Source organism: Desulfosoma caldarium, assembly GCF_003751385.1.
GTDB classification, from domain to species: Bacteria; Desulfobacterota; Syntrophobacteria; order Syntrophobacterales; family DSM-9756; genus Desulfosoma; species Desulfosoma caldarium.
On record NZ_RJVA01000014.1, the window covers coordinates 69,958 to 87,840 of the forward strand.

Below are 17,883 nucleotides of genomic sequence, written 5' to 3' on the forward strand. Positions count from 1 at the left end.
ATGGTCCAGACCGGATCCTCGAGGCATGTCGGCGATGGGGGCCACCCCCCCCATAGCCGGTGGTCGCTTGGAAGTCTCCCTGGACCCTTTGAACGATCATGCGCGCCAACCTCCTTTCAGCCACCGGGTGAAGAAAGGATCGACACGACATTAAAGGCCACTAAGCGGGAATCACAGCTCATTGTCAATATTTTTGATGCTTTGCAGGGCCGTTGGTCAGCAGTTCGTTTACGGATTTAACGTTGACTTTTGGTGAAATAAATGCAAATGAGTTGCATCACAAAGGACGATGCTCTTTGATGGGTTTTCTGTTCAGGTTTTTCGCTGTTCGAGTTGGGGAAAGGCCATGAGAGTTCGTTGCTTTTTTGGGGGCTTCGCCGTTGTTCTAACCCTGTTGTTTCTGGGGGCGGGGGTGGCCTGTGCGGGGCCGCTCAAGGTTTTTGTAACCCTGGCACCGCAAAAGGAACTGGTGGAACGGTTGGGAGGAGACCGAGTCCAGGTCATGGTTCTTGTGCCTTCCGGAGCCGATCCGCACACCTTTGAACCTTCCCCCGCACAGATGAAGGCTCTGGCCGACTCTTCGCTCTATTTTCCCATAGGTATTCCATTTGAAAAGAAGCTCATTGCCCGCATTGGATCCCTCAATCCCCAGCTGAACATCACACCCATGGATCAAGGATTGCCCAAGAGGTTTTTCGAAGAAGAGGATCATCACCACAAAGAGACGTCGTCGGGCAAAGACCATGGGCATGAACATGAAAAAACGGAGGCAAACACGCCGAAACGGGCACCTGAAGGCCACGCCTTTCATTCCCATGCCAAAGGGGAACCGGATCCCCATGTGTGGTTGTCTCCACCCCTGGTCATGGCCATGGCTCGAACGACGGTTCTGGCCCTCATGGCTGCAGACCCCGGGGATAGGGCGGGCTACGAGGCGCGCTATAAGAATTTTCTTTCCGACGTGGCGTCTTTGGATCTGGAAATTCACAGGACCTTTCAGGATGCCAAGCCGCCTCGCGTTTTTTATGTCTTTCACCCCTCGTGGGGTTATTTTGCCGACGCCTACGGACTGCAACAGGAGGCCGTGGAATGGGAAGGCAAGGAAGCCAAGCCCGTACACCTCAAGCACATCATCACTTCCGCTCGGGCTGCCGGTGTGAAAACCCTTTTTGTTCAGCCTCAGTTTTCGACGCGTTCCGCAGAAATGGTGGCCAAAGAAATCGGCGCGCGGCTGGAAGTCATCGACCCTTTGGCCGAAAATTGGATAGAAAACCTCCGGCAGGTGAGCCGTCGGCTTCGAGAAGCTATGCCATGAAACAAAAAATGTCGGCGGAAGTGGCGCTGGTGCGGCAAGTCACCTTCGCCTACAACAACCACCCCGTGCTGGAAGGTGTGGACCTAACAATTCATGCGGGCGATTTTGCGGCCGTCATCGGACCCAACGGCGGCGGCAAAACCACCTTGATCAAGCTCCTTTTGGGCCTTCTGAAACCGCAAAAGGGTTCGGTGACCCTTTTTGGAGAAACCCCCGCCAAGACCGTTCATCGTGTGGGCTATGTACCGCAAGATGCTCACCTGCATCGTTTCTTTCCCCTGACCGTCCTAGAACTCACCCTCATGGGACGTCTGGGCCCCGGGCATTTCTATCGCCGGTACACCGCCGAGGACCTGAAGGCGGCCGAAGCCGCCCTGGATCGCATGGAAATGCTTCCCTATCGAAAAGCTCGCCTGGACGAACTGAGCGGCGGTCAGAGGCAGAGAGTTTTCATTGCTCGGGCTCTGGCTTCGCAGCCCGATGCGCTTTTTTTGGATGAGCCGGCAGCAGGTGTGGATTCCGCGGGTCAAACAGACCTCTACACCCATCTCAAGGAACTGAATGAGCGCCTCACCATTCTTGTGGTCACGCACGATCTTTTGGTCCTTTCCAGCTACGTGAAATCGGTGGTGTGTGTGAATCGATCCCTCGTGCACCATCCTTCTCCGGAAGTGACGGAAGACATTTTGCGCTTCGGCTACCCATGCCCCGTGGAACTCTTGGCACACGGACACGTCCCGCATCGGGTTTTGCCCCTGCATGGAGGCCGAAACCGTGAGTGAGTGGCTAGAACTGTCTTTTGTGCAAAACGCCTTTGCCGCATCGCTTCTTGCCGGAGTCCTATGCGGCATCGTGGGAACCTACGTGGTGGCCAACCGCATCGCCTACCTTGCCGGCGGTGTGGCCCATGCGGCCTACGGTGGGGTTGGACTCGCTTTCTATCTGGAGATTTCGCCAACTCTGGGGATTCTGGGCTTCACCATGGCTGCGGCATTGCTCATGGGAGTCTTGTCCCTTCGAGAACGCCACCGGGCGGATACGGCCATCAGCGTGCTATGGGCGTTCGGCATGGCTCTAGGTGTGCTCTTGGTGGACATCACGCCCGGCTACGGCGCCGACCTCATGAGCTACCTTTTCGGCAGCATTCTCACCGTGTCCCGAGGTTCACTGGCAGCCATGGCGATGCTGACTCTTATCGTCCTTCCCTGGACGATGCTTTTCCACAACGAATTGGCGGCGGTGTCTTACGATGAATCCTTCGCGCGTGTGCGAGGCCTTCCCGTGACGGCCTTTTACCTGAGCCTGGTGGGACTGATGGCCCTCACCGTCGTGGTGCTCGTGCAGGTGGTGGGCTTGATTCTTGTCATCGCCCTGCTGACCATCGCGCCTTATATCGCCGAAAAGAGAAGCCGATCCCTTCTCAGCATGATGGGGCGTGCGGTGGTCTACAATGTGCTGTTCGGCATGACCGGGTTGTGTCTTTCCCTGGCCCTGAACGTGACGTCCGGGGCTGCCATCATTTGCGTGGCGGCGGCGGGCTACTTCCTTTCGGTCGGCCTGGATAACTTGAAGAAACGACAGGGTTTAAGGGGTCACCATGTGTGAGCGGTGCGATTACCGACAATTTATGGAAAATGGTGGCATTCGGCCTACGGAGCATCGCCTGGCGGTTCTACAGGTGCTGGGCAATGCGACGCACCCCATGACGGCTCAGGAAGTCTTTGACGCTCTGCAAGCTGAACGGGCCATCAACCGAGTGACCGTCTATCGCGCCTTGGAATCCCTGGTCAAAGGAGGCGTGGTGGACAAAATAAGTGCCGGGGATCGAAGCTTTCGCTACGGCTTGGCGCCCAACGAACACCACCCACAGCATGCCCATTTCTACTGCCGCCTCTGTCGCGCCATGGCGTGCCTACCTCCGGAAAGCCTCCCTTCGCCTTATCGCCTCGGTGTATCTTCCGCCGTGCCGGGCGTTGTGGAAAAATACGAAATCCGCCTGGACGGCATCTGCCATCACTGCCGGCTGCGTGACGCATGAGCCGAATCGACGGCTTTCTATTGATGTTTTTGAAGAATGCATCACCCAATCATCGGCATAATCTATTTGTGTGAACGCTCGAGGGTCTTCTATGGTTTTTTAGGCTGTTGACCTTTGGCGGCGCGGCGGACAGGGCGTTGGGGGGAATATTTTGGCATGGCCTTTTCCGTCCAAGGGTCTTCCGCCGGACAGGAAAGCCGCCCCGATAAAAAAGGTGAATGCCTGTGGATATGGAATCCGAAAACGGCGTTCATAATGGGCTGTATTTGAAGACACCATAAGGCGGCATTCCCCCGAACGAGGAGCTTGGTGATTAAAGGGTAAAGACATCACCTACAGGAACGGAGACGCTCAATGAAGGACGAACATTTGGATTGCCGAGGTCTGGCCTGCCCGGCTCCGGTTCTCAAGGTCAAGGACGTCCTAGACCGCGGATCGCCGCCGCGGATTACCGTGGTGGTGGATAATCCCGCAGGGAAAGAAAACGTGAGCCGCTTTCTCAGCCGTGCCGGTTATCAGGTACAGGTCCAAGAGGATGGCCCCAATTATGTGGTTGTGGGCAGTCGAGAAACACAGGAAACCTGTCAGGTGGCCGTCGCGGTCAAGGAACCCGAAGCGTCCCGCATTTTGGTGCTCGTGGGGACAAACCGCCTGGGCTCCGGCGACGATGGGCTCGGGGCGAAACTCATGGAAAATTTCCTCGGCACCCTCAAGGAAATGGGACCGGCTCTGTGGCGGTTGGTTTTTCTCAACGGCGGCGTGCACCTCACCGTGCAGGACTCCCCCGTCCTGCCCACCCTGCAAGCCCTGGAAAAAGACAAGGTCTCCATTCTGGTGTGTGGAACCTGTCTGAACCATTTCGGCTTGTTGGAAAAGAAAGCCGTGGGAGAAACCACCAATATGCTCGATATCGTCACGTCCATGCAGTTGGCCGATCGAGTCATCAGTTTGACCTAGCGCCGTGGATCCCTCCTGGATTGACAAAATCCAAAGCGCCTTTATACATGGGGTGTTTTTCCGTGAGCGTCCTTTTCAGGAGATTCCCCCATGGGGTCAAAGGTTTCCAAGAATGCCTTGGTCTTCAATGTGCTTCAGGCCCTTCGAGAGGGGCTCACGCATTTTTCAGGGCCCAGTCGCGTGGCCCTTGTTTACGCGGAAAAGCGCGATGATCCCATGAGAGTGTGCGACCCTGAAGATCTGCTTCGAGGCCATGAACCCAAGCTCAAAGAACTCTACATAGACAGCGACACGTGGCGCACCGGCGCGCCCGATCCCCCCGACATGCAACGTTTCGGGCACATCTTTCCCGAACCCAATTTGCATCTTTCGGGTCTCATCTCCTTTGGAGGTCGCTCTCGATCCATTTTTTACCAAATGTGGTTCACCGAACATCATCCGGACATGTGTTCCATTCTGCCCACGGAACGGTGGCTGGAACACGCCGCGTATCTTTTATCTCATGATTTCGCCACGGCTCGAACCTTTCTCACCGATTCTTCTCATTACGTGCTCAGGGAATATGCTACCCACGCCGTCCATGACGCCCTCGTGGACAGCGTGAACTTCAACGTGGGTAGGGAGAGTCGGAGGCGCATCTATCCCATTCTGGACGCGGTTCTCGAGCTGTCCAAGACTCCCGAGGAAGGGGCATGGCCTCGAGGGAAGCTGGTCTTCGTGGAGGAGAGCTGTCTCGACGATTTGCACCTCATGGCCGTTTTCCCGGAAGGGGAACGGCCGAATATCGGCAATGCCAAGCACATAAGAAAGATTTTGCTGGCGGTGGAACATTCCGACCGATGGCTTGTGTCCGACGGCCGATGCCTGATGGGCATTGGGCGAGGTCCTTTGCCGCAGCGTCGCATCAGCGCTGAATTCTTCGGCGGTTACGGTTTCCTAAGGCTCGACGGCGAAACCGTGTGCAGCTTTTCCGAAGGGCGCTTTTACTCGTCCAATCGCCGCGCTAAGCTGGTGCAACTGGAAGAAGCCCTGCTCACCTCCGACCTGGACTCCTCGCAAGCCCATACGCTCTTCCAGATTGTCGCCAACATCGTGCACGGCGCCCAGGATCGCAAACATGGTTGCACACTGGTCCTGGATCTAGATCCTGAAGCCAAGCCCATTCCCGGCCACCAGTTGAAAAATCCGCTGGACCTGCAGGACCCCGCCAACCTGGATCTGGCAAAATCCCTGTCCAAGATGGACGGCGCATTGCATATCGGTGCGGACGCCAAATTGTATCGGTTTGCGTGTCTTCTAGACGGCCACAGTGTGCCGGGTGAAGACCGCGCTCGAGGCGCTCGCTACAATTCGGCCCTGCGCTTCAGTGCCGAACACCACCACACGCTGATCGTGGTGGTTTCTTCCGATCGACCCGTTTCGGTCATTCATGGAGGCGTGGAGCTTTCGGCCACCTGCCCGTGGCGGCCGACCATTCGTCTGAGCGGCACGCCGCCCACCTTGTCGCAATGGATTACCCTGGAATAGGGGAGCCTTCGCATGAACAAACCCAAGCTGGCCTGTCCCAATTTCACAAGAGATCGCGATCGCTTGCGCCGTTTTGCTCTGCAGTGCGGCCTGGACGGCGTGGACTGGAGTTTGACGCTTCAAGACCTTCCTCAAAGCCCCCGAGAAGCCTCCCAGTTGCTTCGTGAAGTGTCCCATCTGAGGCCCTTGGAAGTGCGGTATCATGCCGCCTTTTCCAATGTGGACCTGGGGGATCACGATCCCCAAAAGGCTCGAGAAGCCCTTCGGCTTTTTGAAAACGTCTGCCGCCTGATTTCCAAACTCAACGGCGAAAGTCTTACCATTCATGTGGGTCTGGGCCGGCACACCACGGAAGACCTTTCCTGGGAAAGAACCTTGGATAACCTTTCCACCCTGAACGCCTCGGCGATGAAGTTGGGCCTGCGCCTTTGCTTGGAAAATCTTGCCTGGGGCTGGACGAGTCGGCCGGAACTTTTTGAAAAGATGTTGCGGCGAAGCGGCCTGTGGGCCACCTTTGACATTGGCCACGCCGTGGTCAGCCCCTCCATTGTGACCCGCCGGTTTGATCTGGAAGACTTCGTATCGCCGCACAGAAACCGCATTCTCAACGCCCATGTCTATCACCGGGAATGGATGGATCGTCATGAACCGCCCCAGGCCGTAGAGGATGTGGCGGATCGTCTGGATCTTTTGCGCACCCTGCCCTTGTGTGAATGGTGGGTGCTGGAGCTGCGCGATGAGGCGGCCGTGCAAAGCACGCTGCACGTGGTACGATCGTATTTGGCCAACGGCTGGGACAACCAACGGCGCGCCACATCAGCATTGTGAAATGAGCTGAAAGATAGAAAGGAAAATTTTGTCTTTCGCATCCTCGAATTCGTGGCAGACCAAACCCACCGATCGCTTTATCCTTCGCTGGATCAAGGTGCACCTTTCGGCGCGCCTCACTCCGCATCTCGCGTCCATGGTCGGCATCCATCCATGGATGGTCACGGTCGCCTCCAGCACCTTGGGCGTTCTGGCGGGCTTGGTCTTCGGGCTGGGGTGGGGTTTTGGGGCCGGATGCCTGGCAGCGTTGGCTCAGATTCTCGACGGTGTGGATGGACAGCTGGCGCGCCTGCGGGGCATGGAAACGCCCTGGGGAGCCTTTTGGGACTCCACACTGGACCGATACAGTGACGGGGCCTTGATCGTGGGCATGAGCGCCTACGTGGCCCAGGAAGTGCCGAGCCTTTCCCTGGGGGTGCTGGTTTCGTTGGCCACAGCGGCTCTTATCGGGTGCAATCTGGTGAGCTACACCACGGCACGAGCGGAAAACCTCAAGCTGGACCTGGGTCCTCCCACCTTGGCCAGCAAAGGCACGCGCACGAGCGTGGTCATCGCGTCGGCATGGGCCACGGTGTTTTGGAAAGTGGCACCCTTGGCGGCCTTGCTTGTCTTGGCGGGCATCAGCAACGCCGTCGTTTTGCGCAGGCTTCGCCGAGTGCGCACGGCGCAACACGCCGTGGCACCGGCATCGGAATAAACAAGACATGAAAAGCGATAACGCCATGACCGTTTTGGCTCCGTGCGGCGTCATTCATGGGCGCTTTCAGATCCTTCATCTCGATCATCTTCGGTATCTTTTGGCCGGGAAAGCCCTCTGTGAACATCTGGTGGTGGGCATCACCAACCCGGAACCGCAGCTCATGGCCTACGACGAAACCGATCCGTCTCGCAGCGACCCTGCAGCTAACCCATTGACCTATTACGAAAGACTCCTGATGGTGCGCCTGGCTCTGAAATCGTCCGGCGTGTCGCTGGACGATTTCACCATCGTGCCCTTTCCCGTCAATTTTCCGGACCGCTACCACCATTACGTCCCCATGGACGCCGTGTTTTTTTTGACCATCTACGACGATTGGGGCCGAAAGAAGCTTGCCATGTTTCAGTCCTTGGGGCTCCACACCCACGTTCTTTGGGAAAAACCGCCCCATGAAAAGGGCCTTCGCGCCTCCGACGTGCGGCGCCGCATTCGCGACAACCTGCCCTGGGAACACCTCGTTCCCCCATCCACCGCGCAACTTGTCCACGCTTGGAACCTTGTCGAAAGGCTTCGGTCCATCCACTCCCGCACAGTGACTCCCTGAGAAGCTCCCGAGAACATCGAAAATTCGATTGCCCGAGGTACGTGGAACTTGAACAGGTTGTCTTGCTTGAAGGGCGTTGCGCCCCACAGCCTCGAATCGTTGTGGTTTTTGAACGGACCGCCTGTGTTTTCCGCAAAAGGCCGGAGCGGCACGAACCGGTCCCTTTGAAACCAAGGGCGGCCACTTTCCTTCACCATCGTACCTATTTTGGTCCACGGCCCGTTTGTCCACATCGGCAGGCTCCACCCCTCTTGGGTATGGAAGCGCTGCCATAGGCTAGCTGTCAGGTCCCGAAAAGTCATGGACCGATTTCACAAAAGGTTGAGGTCTTTTTTGTTGCCAATTTTTGAGCGCCTGAATCGGGGTTATATGGCCGAGATTTTTCTGGGGGATGTGGTGGTTATAGAGCCGGCGATAATGAGTCAAGGCTTCTTTTAGTTGAGCTGCCGTATGGAACCTCGTTTGCGATAAGACCTCATGGATTCGGCCGTTGAATCGTTCGACCATTCCGTTGGTTTGAGGGTGGTTGGCTTTCATGAGGCGGTGTTGGATATTGTATTGGGCACAGAGCTGGTCAAAGAGATGATGGCCGGTGGGCCTGCGTGAGCCGGTGGCGCAGAAGCGGTCGGTGAACTCTTTGCCGTTATCGGTGAGCACTTTGACAATTTTAAAGGGTGCTTTTTTCACCAGGTTCTCGAGGAAGGAACTGGCCGAGGCAGCGGATTTGTCGGGCCTGATCTCAAAGAACACCTAGCGGGTGGCCCGGTCAATAGCGACGAAGAGGTATTTGCGGGCGGTTTCATCGGGCATTTGCGGCAGATACTTCACGTCAACATGGACAGAACCGGGCTCGTCATCTTTGAATGATTTGGTAACGGCCCTGTTTGGACCTTGTTCCTGTGGAATAAGCTCCTTGAGGTTGGCCACCCCGTGTCGGCGAAGGCAGCGATGGAGTCCTGAACGCGAGACCTTCGGGTTGATGAATTCACGGGTAACGGCCAGCAGGTCATCAAGTGGGAGCAACAGGGTGGTTCGCAGCTTGAGCACCACACGTTCTTGGATGGTCGAAAGCGTGGTATGCAAAGTCTTGGGCATCGTGGGGCGGTCTTCACAACTGTCGCGATGTTTCCATTTGCGCACGGAGGCTCTGGTGATCCCATACTTGGTGGCTAAAGCTCGCTCCGATAGGGTGGACTCCTGGATCTCCTTGCGGATGGACCGGGGTGGTCCGAGCTCTTTTGTGTATTCTTACAAGCATGATGACCTCCATGTTGCGTTTGAAACCATGACGCGCAGCCTCTCACGGGCACGAAACAGCGGAAAGCTTCTTCGTGGAATCCTATAATATGGGACCCGACAGCTAGGCAGACTCTGGGTTCACGCCGCTTCCAGATTTTTCATGCTCTACCGTGTAAGGGGCGTTTCTCCAAAAGGCCTCGAAGGGTTGGTTTCCTGGGAGAGAGGGCGGATCGCCCGCACCCCCGGACGGGCGAGATGACAACGAGCACACCCCCCAATAAAATCGAGGTTCTCGGACACAGGGCAACCCCGGGGGCCGGCTTGGTGTGCTGAAGAAGTCTTACGCTTTGCCGGAAGGCACTTCCCAGCGAAGGTCTTTGTCCAGGTCATCAAAGAGATCTTCCAAGCGGTAGAGCATCTGGTCCAGTTCTCGAAGCTCTCGAGCGAGAAGCGCCTCGCGGGCCTGGTCTCGGCAGCGGACCAGTTCCGGAACATGCTTTTGGAGCACCTTTTTCCACAAGCCCGAAACGTTCGGATCTCGAGCGGTACGCACCAATTCGTCCACAAGGTGGTAGAGGGTCGGCGTCTTTTCGAGAAGGCTCTTCTTGCCCACGTCTCGAAGCAAAGCGGCACAGCCCGGATAGAGTTTATCGAACGGCAGCCTGTCATAGACGGGCAATAGCCGCACATCGATGTGCATGGTTCGACTCATGCGCACCCTCCTTTCCTGTTTCTCGCCAAAGTCCGGACAAATGTGCTATAGATCCGGTCTTGACCTGCCGAACTTTAAAATGACTCCATGGGGCATCGTCCGAAATCGGGGACGGCACGGTACACCCCTGCTTTCTTGAACGCGCCAAGGACATGCCGCAGGGGGAGAGGTCAGGAGCCACGATAATGCAGATGAAAGTCTTTGCCACACAAGACGGGAAAGCCACGATCGTTTGTCCTCAGTGCGGCCTCACCCGCCGCGTCGATGCCTCGTCCATTTATAAGCATAACAAAAATGTCACGGTTCGCTGCTCCTGCGGACATTCTTTTCGCGTTTCCTTTGAAATCCGCCAAGCTTACCGCAAGTCCACCTTTCTTTTTGGACAATACCGGAAAATAATGGATGACTCCACCGGTCCCTTTCGACAGATGACCGTCTTGGATATTTCCCAGCACGGATGCCGATTTAAAACACCCATCGCCCATAACCTTCAAGTCAACGATCTCGTCCATCTGGAAATCCCTTTGACGGACGCACGCAAGTCGATCATCAAGGTCACGGCCCAAGTGCGCTACGTTGAAAGCCAGACGGTGGGGGTTGCGTTTGTGGATTTTGATGGGGGATCCGAAAAGGCCCTGTCTTTTTTTCTTCTTCCCTAGGCACCTGTTCCAGAAGACAGCCCATGTTCACGACGCTTGCGTTTTGTTCGGGCTGCCAAAGGGTCCTGGGGCCATGAGTTTTTGCTCATCTTAGGGTCGTCAAAGATCCTAGAGAGCTTTGCCTTCGCTTGACCCGCCGCGCCCGTTTGGGATAGTGTTTGTGTAAAGTCTCACGCTTTTAGGCACCATCAGGGCACCGAGCGGAAGCTTCGTGGAGGGACGCCATGAAGGCGGACGTAATCCATTTTTCATGCCTTTGGATGCCATTTTCGAAACGCAACGATGGGAGAGTCCATCCCAGGGAGGGCAGAAGCCATGTTGCTCACGAAGGCGGAGATCGAGGCGCGAACCATCACAGAAGACGGGCAGGTGTTTCTTCAAAAGGCCGCGCAAGACGGCCTAGAAACGGTCTGGGACCGTTACCAGGCGCAAAAGCCTCAGTGCGGCTTTTGTGAACTGGGCCTCAGCTGCCGCAACTGTTCCATGGGACCCTGTCGCATCGACCCCTTTGGAGAAGGGCCGCAGCGTGGGGTGTGTGGTGCCGATGCGGATATCATTGTGGCACGCAATCTCGGACGCATGATCGCGGCGGGTGCGGCTTCCCATTCCGATCACGGTCGAGACCTCGTGGAAGTGCTTCGAAAAGTGGGCGAAGGCCACGCTCCCGGCTACACCATTCGCAGTGAGGAAAAGCTCAAGAAGGTGGCGGCCGAATTCGGCATCGCTGCCGACGGCAAAACACCGGCTGATTTGGCCGTCGAACTGGCCCATGCCATGGAAGAGGAATTCGGCACGCGCAAGAAGGCCTTGACGTTTCTGGGCAGAGTGCCGGAAAAGCGCCGAGCTATCTGGGACAAACTGGGCATCACGCCTCGAGGCATTGACCGGGAAACCTCGGAAATGATGCACCGCACGCACATGGGCGTGGACAACGACTGGCAGAGCCTTCTGCTGCACGGGTTGCGCAACGCCCTTTCCGACGGTTGGGGCGGATCCTTCATCGCCACGGAAGTGTCCGACATTCTTTTCGGCATTCCGCAGCCCGTACCATCGGAAGTGAATCTGGGCGTCCTCAAAGAAAACCAGGTGAACATTGTTCTGCATGGCCACAATCCCATTGTGTCCGAAATGATCTACGAAGCGGCTCAGGATCCCGAGCTTTTGGCCTTAGCGTCCGAAAAAGGGGCAGAGGGCATCAATCTGGCCGGTCTGTGTTGCACGGGAAACGAACTGCTCATGCGCCGAGGCATTCCCATGGCCGGCAACCACCTCATGACGGAACTGGCCCTGAGCACGGGTCTGGTGGACATGATGATTGTGGACTATCAGTGCATCATGCCGGCGCTCGGAGAAATCGCCACCTGCTATCACACGCTCATGATCTCCACGAGCGATAAGGCTAAGTTTCCACACATGGCGCACCATGAATTCCATCCGGAAACGGCGCAGAGCAAAGCTCGGGAATTGGTGCGCATGGCCGTGGAAAATTATGAGCGTCGCCTTCCCGCCAAAGTCCTTCCGGCACCCAACACGCCCACGCGCATGATGGCCGGCTTCAGTGTAGAAGCCATCTTGGGTGCGCTGGGAGGCAGTCCCGCCCCTCTGATCGAGGCCATCAAGTCCGGTGCCGTGCAAGGCGCGGTGGGCGTCGTGGGCTGCAACAACCCAAAGATTCGTCAAGACTTCGGCCATGTGACGCTGACCCGGCACCTCATTGAAAACGACATTTTGGTGGTGGACACGGGCTGCGCCGCCGTAGCCCATGCCAAAGCAGGCCTCAAGGTTCCGGAAGCCGCGGCGCTTGCCGGGCCGGGTTTGCAACAGGTGTGCAAGTCGCTCGGCATTCCGCCGGTCCTACACATGGGTTCCTGCGTCGACAATGTGCGCATATTGGATCTGGCTGCGGCCCTGGCCAACGCCCTGGGGACCGACATTTCGGATCTTCCCCTGGCAGCCGCGGCGCCGGAATGGTATTCGGAAAAGGCGGTGTCCATCGCCTGCTATGCGGTGGCTTCGGGCATCTTCACGGTGCTGGGCACGCCACCACCCATTTTCGGCAGCCCCAAGATCGTCAAACTGCTCACAGAAGACATCGAAGGCCTCCTGGGAGCTTCTTTTGCCGTGGAACCCGACCCGGAAAAGGCCGCGGCGCGCATCGAGCAGCACATTCGGCAAAAGAGAAAAGCTTTGGGCCTGTGAGGCTTGCCTAGGGAGGGAAACATGGACGAGAGCCTTCGAGAACGGGTAATGGTGCGGCTGGAACGGTGCGTGGGATGCCGTTCTTGTGAACTGGCCTGCCGCGTGGCGCATTCTCAAAGCGGCACGCTATGGGGCGCCGTCATGGAAGAGCCGAAACCGAGGCGCCGCATTTTCGTGGAACAGGCGGCGGAAAGTCCGGCCCCTTTTCTGTGCCGGCACTGTGAAGATGCGCCCTGTGTGCGATGTTGTCCCACGGGCGCTCTGCGCTTTGATGAAACCAGCGGTCTGGTAGCCTATGCAGTGGATCGGTGCATCGGCTGCCATGCCTGTGTCATGGCTTGTCCGTTCGGCGTGGTGCAACCGGGGCGCGGCGACCTTTTTGTGGTCAAATGCGACCGCTGCGAAGGAAGGGATCGGCCAGCCTGCGTGGAAGCTTGCCCCACAAGGGCGCTGGTCTTGGAAACGGCGTTTCTCGTGGATCGACGCCGCCGCGCCGTGGGCCGTTTTGTGGAAGCCGCGCGCCTGGACATTTCGGAGGCGGACCTAATGGCGGCGGGGAGCGCTCAAAGCCCATGAAAACCTTGACGACCACCGCGCGCACCGTCTGTCCCTATTGTGCGGTTGGGTGCCATCTGGATCTGGTCGTGGAAAACGGCCGCGTTCGCGGTTTGGACTACGCCGTGAACTCTCCCGTGAACGCCGGCCGTCTTTGCGCCCGCGGCCATGCCGCATTGGAAATTCTCACCCATCCTGAGCGCCTGACGCGTCCACGACAGCGGGCCGCATACGGCTGGACGACCGTATCGTGGAACGAGGCCTTGGATGCGGCGGCTGAAAATATCCAGCGTATCCTTTCCTCCCATGGCCCCCAAGCGCTGGCTTTTTTGACCACAGCCAAGGGAACCAACGAAGAAAATTACCTCATTCAAAAGCTGGCGCGAACCCTCGGTACGCACAACGTGGACCACTGTGCTCGCCTGTGCCATGCCAGCACCTTGACAGGACTCGGCCCCATGCTGGGTATGGGTGCCGCCACCAATCCCCTGAGTGATCTCGCCCGGTCTCATTGCCTCTTTTTCGTGGGATCCAATCTGGCCGAAAATCATCCGGTGGCCTTTCGGTGGGTGCAGGAGGCCAAGGATGCGGGAGCGAAAATCGTCGTGGCCGATCCGCGGCGAACCCCCACCGCCTGGATCGCCGACCTTTACCTGCCAGTGCGGCCCGGTACCGATCTCGCGCTCCTTGCCGCCATGCTGCATGTGATCTTTCGCGACGGTCTGCAGAACAGCCCCTTCATGGCGCAAAGAACCTCGGGAGTGGAGGCTCTGCGCGCGTCGGTGTCTCGAACGGATCCGTCCTGGGCCGCCCCCATCACCGGCGTGCCGGCTCGAGACATCGTGCGAGCGGCACACCTCTATGCCAAGGCCCCACGAGCGGCCCTCATCTACTGCATGGGGGTCACGCAGCACGCTTTGGGCACGGAAACCGTGCGCGCCTGCGCCGATCTGGCTCTGGTCACCGGCCACATAGGCACGCAGGGCACGGGACTCTATCCTGTGCGCGGCCAGGACAACGTGCAAGGGGCCTGCGATATGGGAGCGCTGAGCGGCTTTCTGCCCGGGTATCGGCCCGTGACGGATCCTCAGGCGCGACGCTTTTTTGAAGAAGCCTGGGGAATTCCCAAGGGAACCCTTCCCGCTGCGTCAGGGCTCACGGTGACCGACATAGAACAGGAGGCCGGAAAAAGCATTCGCGGCGTGATCGCCGTAGGAGAAAACCCCCTGGTCACCAGTCCCAACACCGGCAGAATTCGAGAAGCCCTTCAGCGTCTAGACTTTTTTATGGTCATGGATCTATTTCTCACGGAAACTGCCGAACTCGCCCACCTGGTGCTGCCAGCCGCGGCCTGGGCGGAAAAAAGCGGGTCCCGTACCAACACGGATCGTCGAGTTCAGTGGTCGCCGCAAGTTGTCCCCCCTCCCGGACAAGCCCACCCGGACGGCCAGATGGTCATCGAACTGGCCCATCGGTTGGGGCTCGGCCGATATTTTTCCTACGACGGTCCGGAAGCCGTGTTGGAAGAAATCCGCCGTGTGGTCCCCACCTACGCAGGAATCACGGCTCAGAGGCTGCGCGCACACCATGAGGGCATTCCCTGGCCGTGTCTCGACGACACCCATCCCGGCACCCCGGTGCTCTATGAAAACCGATTTGCCACCGAAGACGGCCGTGCACGACTTTATCCCCTAGAGTTTGGTGCATTGCCCGAAGTGCCCGATGCCAATTACCCCTATTGCCTCACAACTGGCCGAGGAAAACTGCACTACAACAGCGGCGCCATGACACGTCGAACCACAAGCCTCATGGCTCGAGCACCACATCTGGTCGTGGAGCTGCACCCCGAAGACGCCGAGCGGGAAGGTTTCAGGCCGGAAGAGCCGGTATGGGTTGTGAGCCGCCGCGGCACCGTGAAAGCGCGCGTGCATGTCACCCAAGCCATTCGGCCCGGGATCGTTTTCCTTCCTTTTCATTTTCCCGACGCCAACCGACTGACTCAGGACGTTCTGGACCCTTGGGCCAAAATTCCCGAATACAAGTCAGCTTCCTGTCGGCTGGAAAAAGTGACGAGGGAATGAAGGATGAACCCTTACCTTTACGTGGACTTTCAGCGCTGCACGGCGTGTTTCGCCTGTGAAAGCGCATGCGAAATCGCCCATGGAAGCCCTTCAAGGATTCATTTGGCCTTTGCGCAAGGTCTACCTACACCTCTTATGTGCCGCCAATGCGAAAACAGCCCGTGCGCCGCCGTGTGTCCTGAACAGGCCCTTGCCTGGAAAGAAGGAGACGGCGTGGTGTTCTTTGAAGACCGATGCACGCGATGCGGTTGGTGCGCCGTCGCCTGCCCTTTCGGGGTGCTGACCGTCACGCCCTTTGGTTCGGAAGGTCTCCTCAAATGCGACCTGTGCCGCAGCCGCCGTGAGGAAGGCAAACGCCCGGCCTGCGTGCTCACGTGCCCTACCTCCGCCATCAGCGACGAGCCCTCAAAGGTTTTGCAGCGACGTCGCCGACGTCAACCCCTGGCCACGACCTTGAAAACCAGCAAAGCACACTCCGGCCCCTCGGTTCGCATCGCGGGTTTCGATGGAACGGTGCAGAGCTTTCAAAGGAACCGGACATGAGCCCAACGCTTGAGAGGCAACGCCGCCTGGTGATTGATGTGGAAAAGTGCTGTGGATGTTTTGCCTGCGCCGCGGCCTGCCATGAAAAATTCATTCAATTTGAGGATGAGGGACCGGTGCGTCTCTATTCGGCTCCACGAACCTGCGGAGCGCTCTGCGACGCCTGCCAAAGGGCTTGCCCCGTGAATGCCATTGATTTGCAGCTCGAGAACGGCACAGATGAGCGTCTCACGACGTCGAAGCTCACCTGGTCAGTGGCCCTCATTCCCTGCCGAAAATGCGGACAGATGTACACAACGGAAAAGCTTCGAAGACTCCTTGTGGAAAAATTGCAAGCGACGTTCGAATCCTTGGGCCAGCCGCCGGACTGGATCCCCCTGTGCCCTCGGTGCCGCCGCGATGAAGAAGCTTACCGATTGCGCGCCGCCACCCGCACATTTCAAAGCTTCTAAGGGTTAACCACAGAAGATTAAAGCGTGAGAACCTGGCCTAGGTCGCCGTCTTTTGGGGAATATTAAGGGCCAGAACGATGCGCCAAACGGTGGCCTCTCTTTCCACAAAATCAAGCGTTTGGGTTCTTGCGTCATGAATCATCGTTCGCCGACCCCAATGGGCAAACGCAATGACGGCTACCCTCAGCGTCGTGTAAATGCTGGCAAGCATGTTAAGAAAGGAAATGGGCTGCTCGAAACGCGTGTTCTTATCTTCTTGAAGCTCTTCACAATGTTTAGCGCTCACCTCAAACCGTATGTTCATGTCATGCCAAAGCCCCCTCAAGGGCCTTGGTCGGCTCTTCCATGCACACCAGCAGCGCCGTGAGGGTCCGTCGGTCCTTTTCCGAAAAGATTGTTTGCTTTTTTACGTGATCATGGCTTTCGGTTGGAACCTTTTGCCAGCCGTCGTGAACGACCCGCGCGTCATTGAAGCCTATTTGGGGGAAGCGGATGATTGATGTTCAAGACGTTCACGTCTATATCGGAGAAAACAAAATTCTACAGGGCCTCTCTCTTCATATGCACGCTCAGGAAACGGTGGCCGTGGTGGGAGCCAACGGGGCCGGGAAAACCACCCTCATTCGCACCCTCATGGGCCTTTTGAAACCCGCGCAGGGCACCGTGCGGGTGAACGGCACCGACATCGCACCCCTGCCCCCTCACGAGGTGGTGCGCCTCGGTCTGGCCTGCGTGCCGGAAGGGCGCCGCGTGTTCAAGGACTTGACAGTTCGAGAAAACCTGGAAATGGGAGCGTATCGTAAGGAAGCGCGGCCTTTCATGGCCGAATCGATGGATCACGTGACGACCATGTTTCCCATTTTGCGACGCCGCTGGCATCAGAGAGCCGGCACTCTTTCCGGAGGAGAACAGCAGATGCTGGCCATCGGCCGAGCCCTCATGGCTAGGCCAAAAATTCTGTTGATCGACGAACTGTCCCTGGGGCTCGCTCCTTTGATCGTGAAGGAAATCTTTGAGCAGCTTCGAGAGATTCGTCGGTCCATGGCCGTGCTTCTCGTGGAACAAAATGTGGAAATGACTTTGAAGCACAGCGACCGCGCCTACGTCATGGAAACGGGCCGCATCACACGCCAAGGCCTTTCGGCGGAACTGCTTCATGACCCCAAGATTCGAGAGGCCTATCTGGGGCTCTGATCAGCCGCCTTCCAAAGGGGGAAAAAACACAAGATGGTCCCCGGCGGCCAAGACCGTTTCCGAAGGGCGCGCTCGGCCGTTGACGAGAACAATCCTGGGAGCGTCTTCGGGCACGCCCAGCATGGCCAAGACCTGAGCCACGCTGGTCCCTTGGGGCACTTCCATGGACTTGTCCTCGGGCAGCGCCCGCGTATAATCTCGATAACTGGCAAAGCTTTCAACCCGAATCTTCATGGCAACACCTTTCAAAGGCTTGCGGAGGCGCAGAAGCCTCTGAGCACAT

At 57.7% G+C, this 17,883-nt stretch carries 20 protein-coding genes and 1 pseudogene; 17 read left to right on the forward strand and 4 right to left on the reverse strand.

The window, feature by feature from the left end:
- Window positions 1–346: 346 nt before the first annotated feature.
- The 9 genes from EDC27_RS12905 (at window position 347) to EDC27_RS12945 (ending at window position 7,966) form a co-directional block, all read left to right on the forward strand.
- The gene (locus EDC27_RS12905; protein WP_170161808.1) at window positions 347–1,315 is read left to right on the forward strand and encodes a metal ABC transporter solute-binding protein, Zn/Mn family; all 969 of its coding nucleotides are present in this window, start codon (window positions 347–349) and stop codon (window positions 1,313–1,315) included.
- On the forward strand, window positions 1,312–2,097 hold the full coding sequence (locus EDC27_RS12910; RefSeq protein WP_211334900.1) for a metal ABC transporter ATP-binding protein: 786 nt from the start codon (window positions 1,312–1,314) through the stop codon (window positions 2,095–2,097). The genes EDC27_RS12905 and EDC27_RS12910 overlap by 4 nt, the downstream gene beginning before the upstream one ends.
- Window positions 2,090–2,920, forward strand: coding sequence for a metal ABC transporter permease (locus EDC27_RS12915; protein WP_123291047.1), 831 nt, complete (start codon window positions 2,090–2,092; stop codon window positions 2,918–2,920). The genes EDC27_RS12910 and EDC27_RS12915 overlap by 8 nt, the downstream gene beginning before the upstream one ends.
- Entirely contained in the window at window positions 2,913–3,353 is a 441-nt protein-coding gene (locus EDC27_RS12920) for a Fur family transcriptional regulator (protein ID WP_123291048.1), read from the forward strand. Before EDC27_RS12915 ends, EDC27_RS12920 begins: the two co-directional genes overlap by 8 nt.
- A gap of 354 nt (window positions 3,354–3,707) precedes the next feature.
- Entirely contained in the window at window positions 3,708–4,310 is a 603-nt protein-coding gene (gene yedF, locus EDC27_RS12925) for a sulfurtransferase-like selenium metabolism protein YedF (protein WP_123291049.1), read from the forward strand.
- Between the two features lie 90 nt (window positions 4,311–4,400).
- Window positions 4,401–5,837, forward strand: a complete 1,437-nt coding sequence (locus tag EDC27_RS12930; RefSeq protein ID WP_123291050.1) for a DNA integrity scanning protein DisA nucleotide-binding domain protein — start codon at window positions 4,401–4,403, stop codon at window positions 5,835–5,837.
- Window positions 5,838–5,849: 12 nt separating this feature from the next.
- The gene (locus EDC27_RS12935; protein WP_123291051.1) at window positions 5,850–6,665 is read left to right on the forward strand and encodes a sugar phosphate isomerase/epimerase family protein; all 816 of its coding nucleotides are present in this window, start codon (window positions 5,850–5,852) and stop codon (window positions 6,663–6,665) included.
- A gap of 28 nt (window positions 6,666–6,693) precedes the next feature.
- Entirely contained in the window at window positions 6,694–7,362 is a 669-nt protein-coding gene (locus tag EDC27_RS12940; RefSeq protein ID WP_123291052.1) for a CDP-alcohol phosphatidyltransferase family protein, read from the forward strand.
- A gap of 7 nt (window positions 7,363–7,369) precedes the next feature.
- On the forward strand, window positions 7,370–7,966 hold the full coding sequence (locus tag EDC27_RS12945) for a nucleotidyl transferase family protein (RefSeq protein ID WP_245994566.1): 597 nt from the start codon (window positions 7,370–7,372) through the stop codon (window positions 7,964–7,966).
- Window positions 7,967–8,242: 276 nt separating this feature from the next.
- Here the strand turns inward: EDC27_RS12945 and EDC27_RS12950 are convergent.
- Window positions 8,243–9,224, reverse strand: a pseudogene (locus EDC27_RS12950) (IS481 family transposase).
- Window positions 9,225–9,545: 321 nt separating this feature from the next.
- Window positions 9,546–9,917: a hypothetical protein gene (locus EDC27_RS12955; RefSeq protein ID WP_123291053.1), complete on the reverse strand. Its 372-nt coding sequence runs from the start codon at window positions 9,915–9,917 to the stop codon at window positions 9,546–9,548.
- A 185-nt stretch (window positions 9,918–10,102) separates the two neighbouring features.
- Here EDC27_RS12955 and EDC27_RS12960 point away from each other — a divergent pair, with 185 nt between their 5' ends.
- From EDC27_RS12960 to EDC27_RS12985, 6 genes are all read left to right on the forward strand, one after another.
- Window positions 10,103–10,576, forward strand: a complete 474-nt coding sequence (locus tag EDC27_RS12960) for a PilZ domain-containing protein (RefSeq protein ID WP_170161809.1) — start codon at window positions 10,103–10,105, stop codon at window positions 10,574–10,576.
- A 315-nt stretch (window positions 10,577–10,891) separates the two neighbouring features.
- The gene (gene cooS / locus EDC27_RS12965) at window positions 10,892–12,775 is read left to right on the forward strand and encodes an anaerobic carbon-monoxide dehydrogenase catalytic subunit (protein ID WP_123291055.1); all 1,884 of its coding nucleotides are present in this window, start codon (window positions 10,892–10,894) and stop codon (window positions 12,773–12,775) included.
- Between the two features lie 21 nt (window positions 12,776–12,796).
- On the forward strand, window positions 12,797–13,351 hold the full coding sequence (locus tag EDC27_RS12970; RefSeq protein ID WP_123291056.1) for a 4Fe-4S dicluster domain-containing protein: 555 nt from the start codon (window positions 12,797–12,799) through the stop codon (window positions 13,349–13,351).
- Window positions 13,348–15,411, forward strand: a complete 2,064-nt coding sequence (fdhF, locus tag EDC27_RS12975) for a formate dehydrogenase subunit alpha (RefSeq protein WP_123291057.1) — start codon at window positions 13,348–13,350, stop codon at window positions 15,409–15,411. The genes EDC27_RS12970 and fdhF overlap by 4 nt, the downstream gene beginning before the upstream one ends.
- A gap of 3 nt (window positions 15,412–15,414) precedes the next feature.
- Complete coding sequence (locus EDC27_RS12980; protein WP_123291058.1) at window positions 15,415–15,954, forward strand: 4Fe-4S dicluster domain-containing protein; 540 nt, start codon at window positions 15,415–15,417, stop codon at window positions 15,952–15,954.
- On the forward strand, window positions 15,951–16,406 hold the full coding sequence (locus EDC27_RS12985; RefSeq protein ID WP_123291059.1) for a 4Fe-4S dicluster domain-containing protein: 456 nt from the start codon (window positions 15,951–15,953) through the stop codon (window positions 16,404–16,406). The genes EDC27_RS12980 and EDC27_RS12985 overlap by 4 nt, the downstream gene beginning before the upstream one ends.
- Window positions 16,407–16,443: 37 nt before the next feature.
- Here EDC27_RS12985 and EDC27_RS12990 read toward each other — a convergent pair whose 3' ends face one another.
- Window positions 16,444–16,710, reverse strand: coding sequence for a hypothetical protein (locus EDC27_RS12990; protein WP_148045764.1), 267 nt, complete (start codon window positions 16,708–16,710; stop codon window positions 16,444–16,446).
- A gap of 112 nt (window positions 16,711–16,822) precedes the next feature.
- Between EDC27_RS12990 and EDC27_RS17090 the strand changes: the two genes are divergently transcribed.
- On the forward strand, window positions 16,823–16,906 hold the full coding sequence (locus tag EDC27_RS17090) for an ABC transporter ATP-binding protein C-terminal domain-containing protein (protein WP_407923352.1): 84 nt from the start codon (window positions 16,823–16,825) through the stop codon (window positions 16,904–16,906).
- Window positions 16,899–17,600 (forward strand): ABC transporter ATP-binding protein, encoded by a 702-nt coding sequence (locus EDC27_RS13000; RefSeq protein WP_123291062.1) that lies wholly within the window; start codon window positions 16,899–16,901, stop codon window positions 17,598–17,600. Before EDC27_RS17090 ends, EDC27_RS13000 begins: the two co-directional genes overlap by 8 nt.
- On the opposite strand, the gene EDC27_RS13005 is transcribed toward EDC27_RS13000, so the two are convergent.
- Complete coding sequence (locus EDC27_RS13005) at window positions 17,601–17,834, reverse strand: MoaD/ThiS family protein (RefSeq protein ID WP_123291063.1); 234 nt, start codon at window positions 17,832–17,834, stop codon at window positions 17,601–17,603. It abuts the gene before it with no gap.
- Window positions 17,835–17,883: the final 49 nt, after the last annotated feature.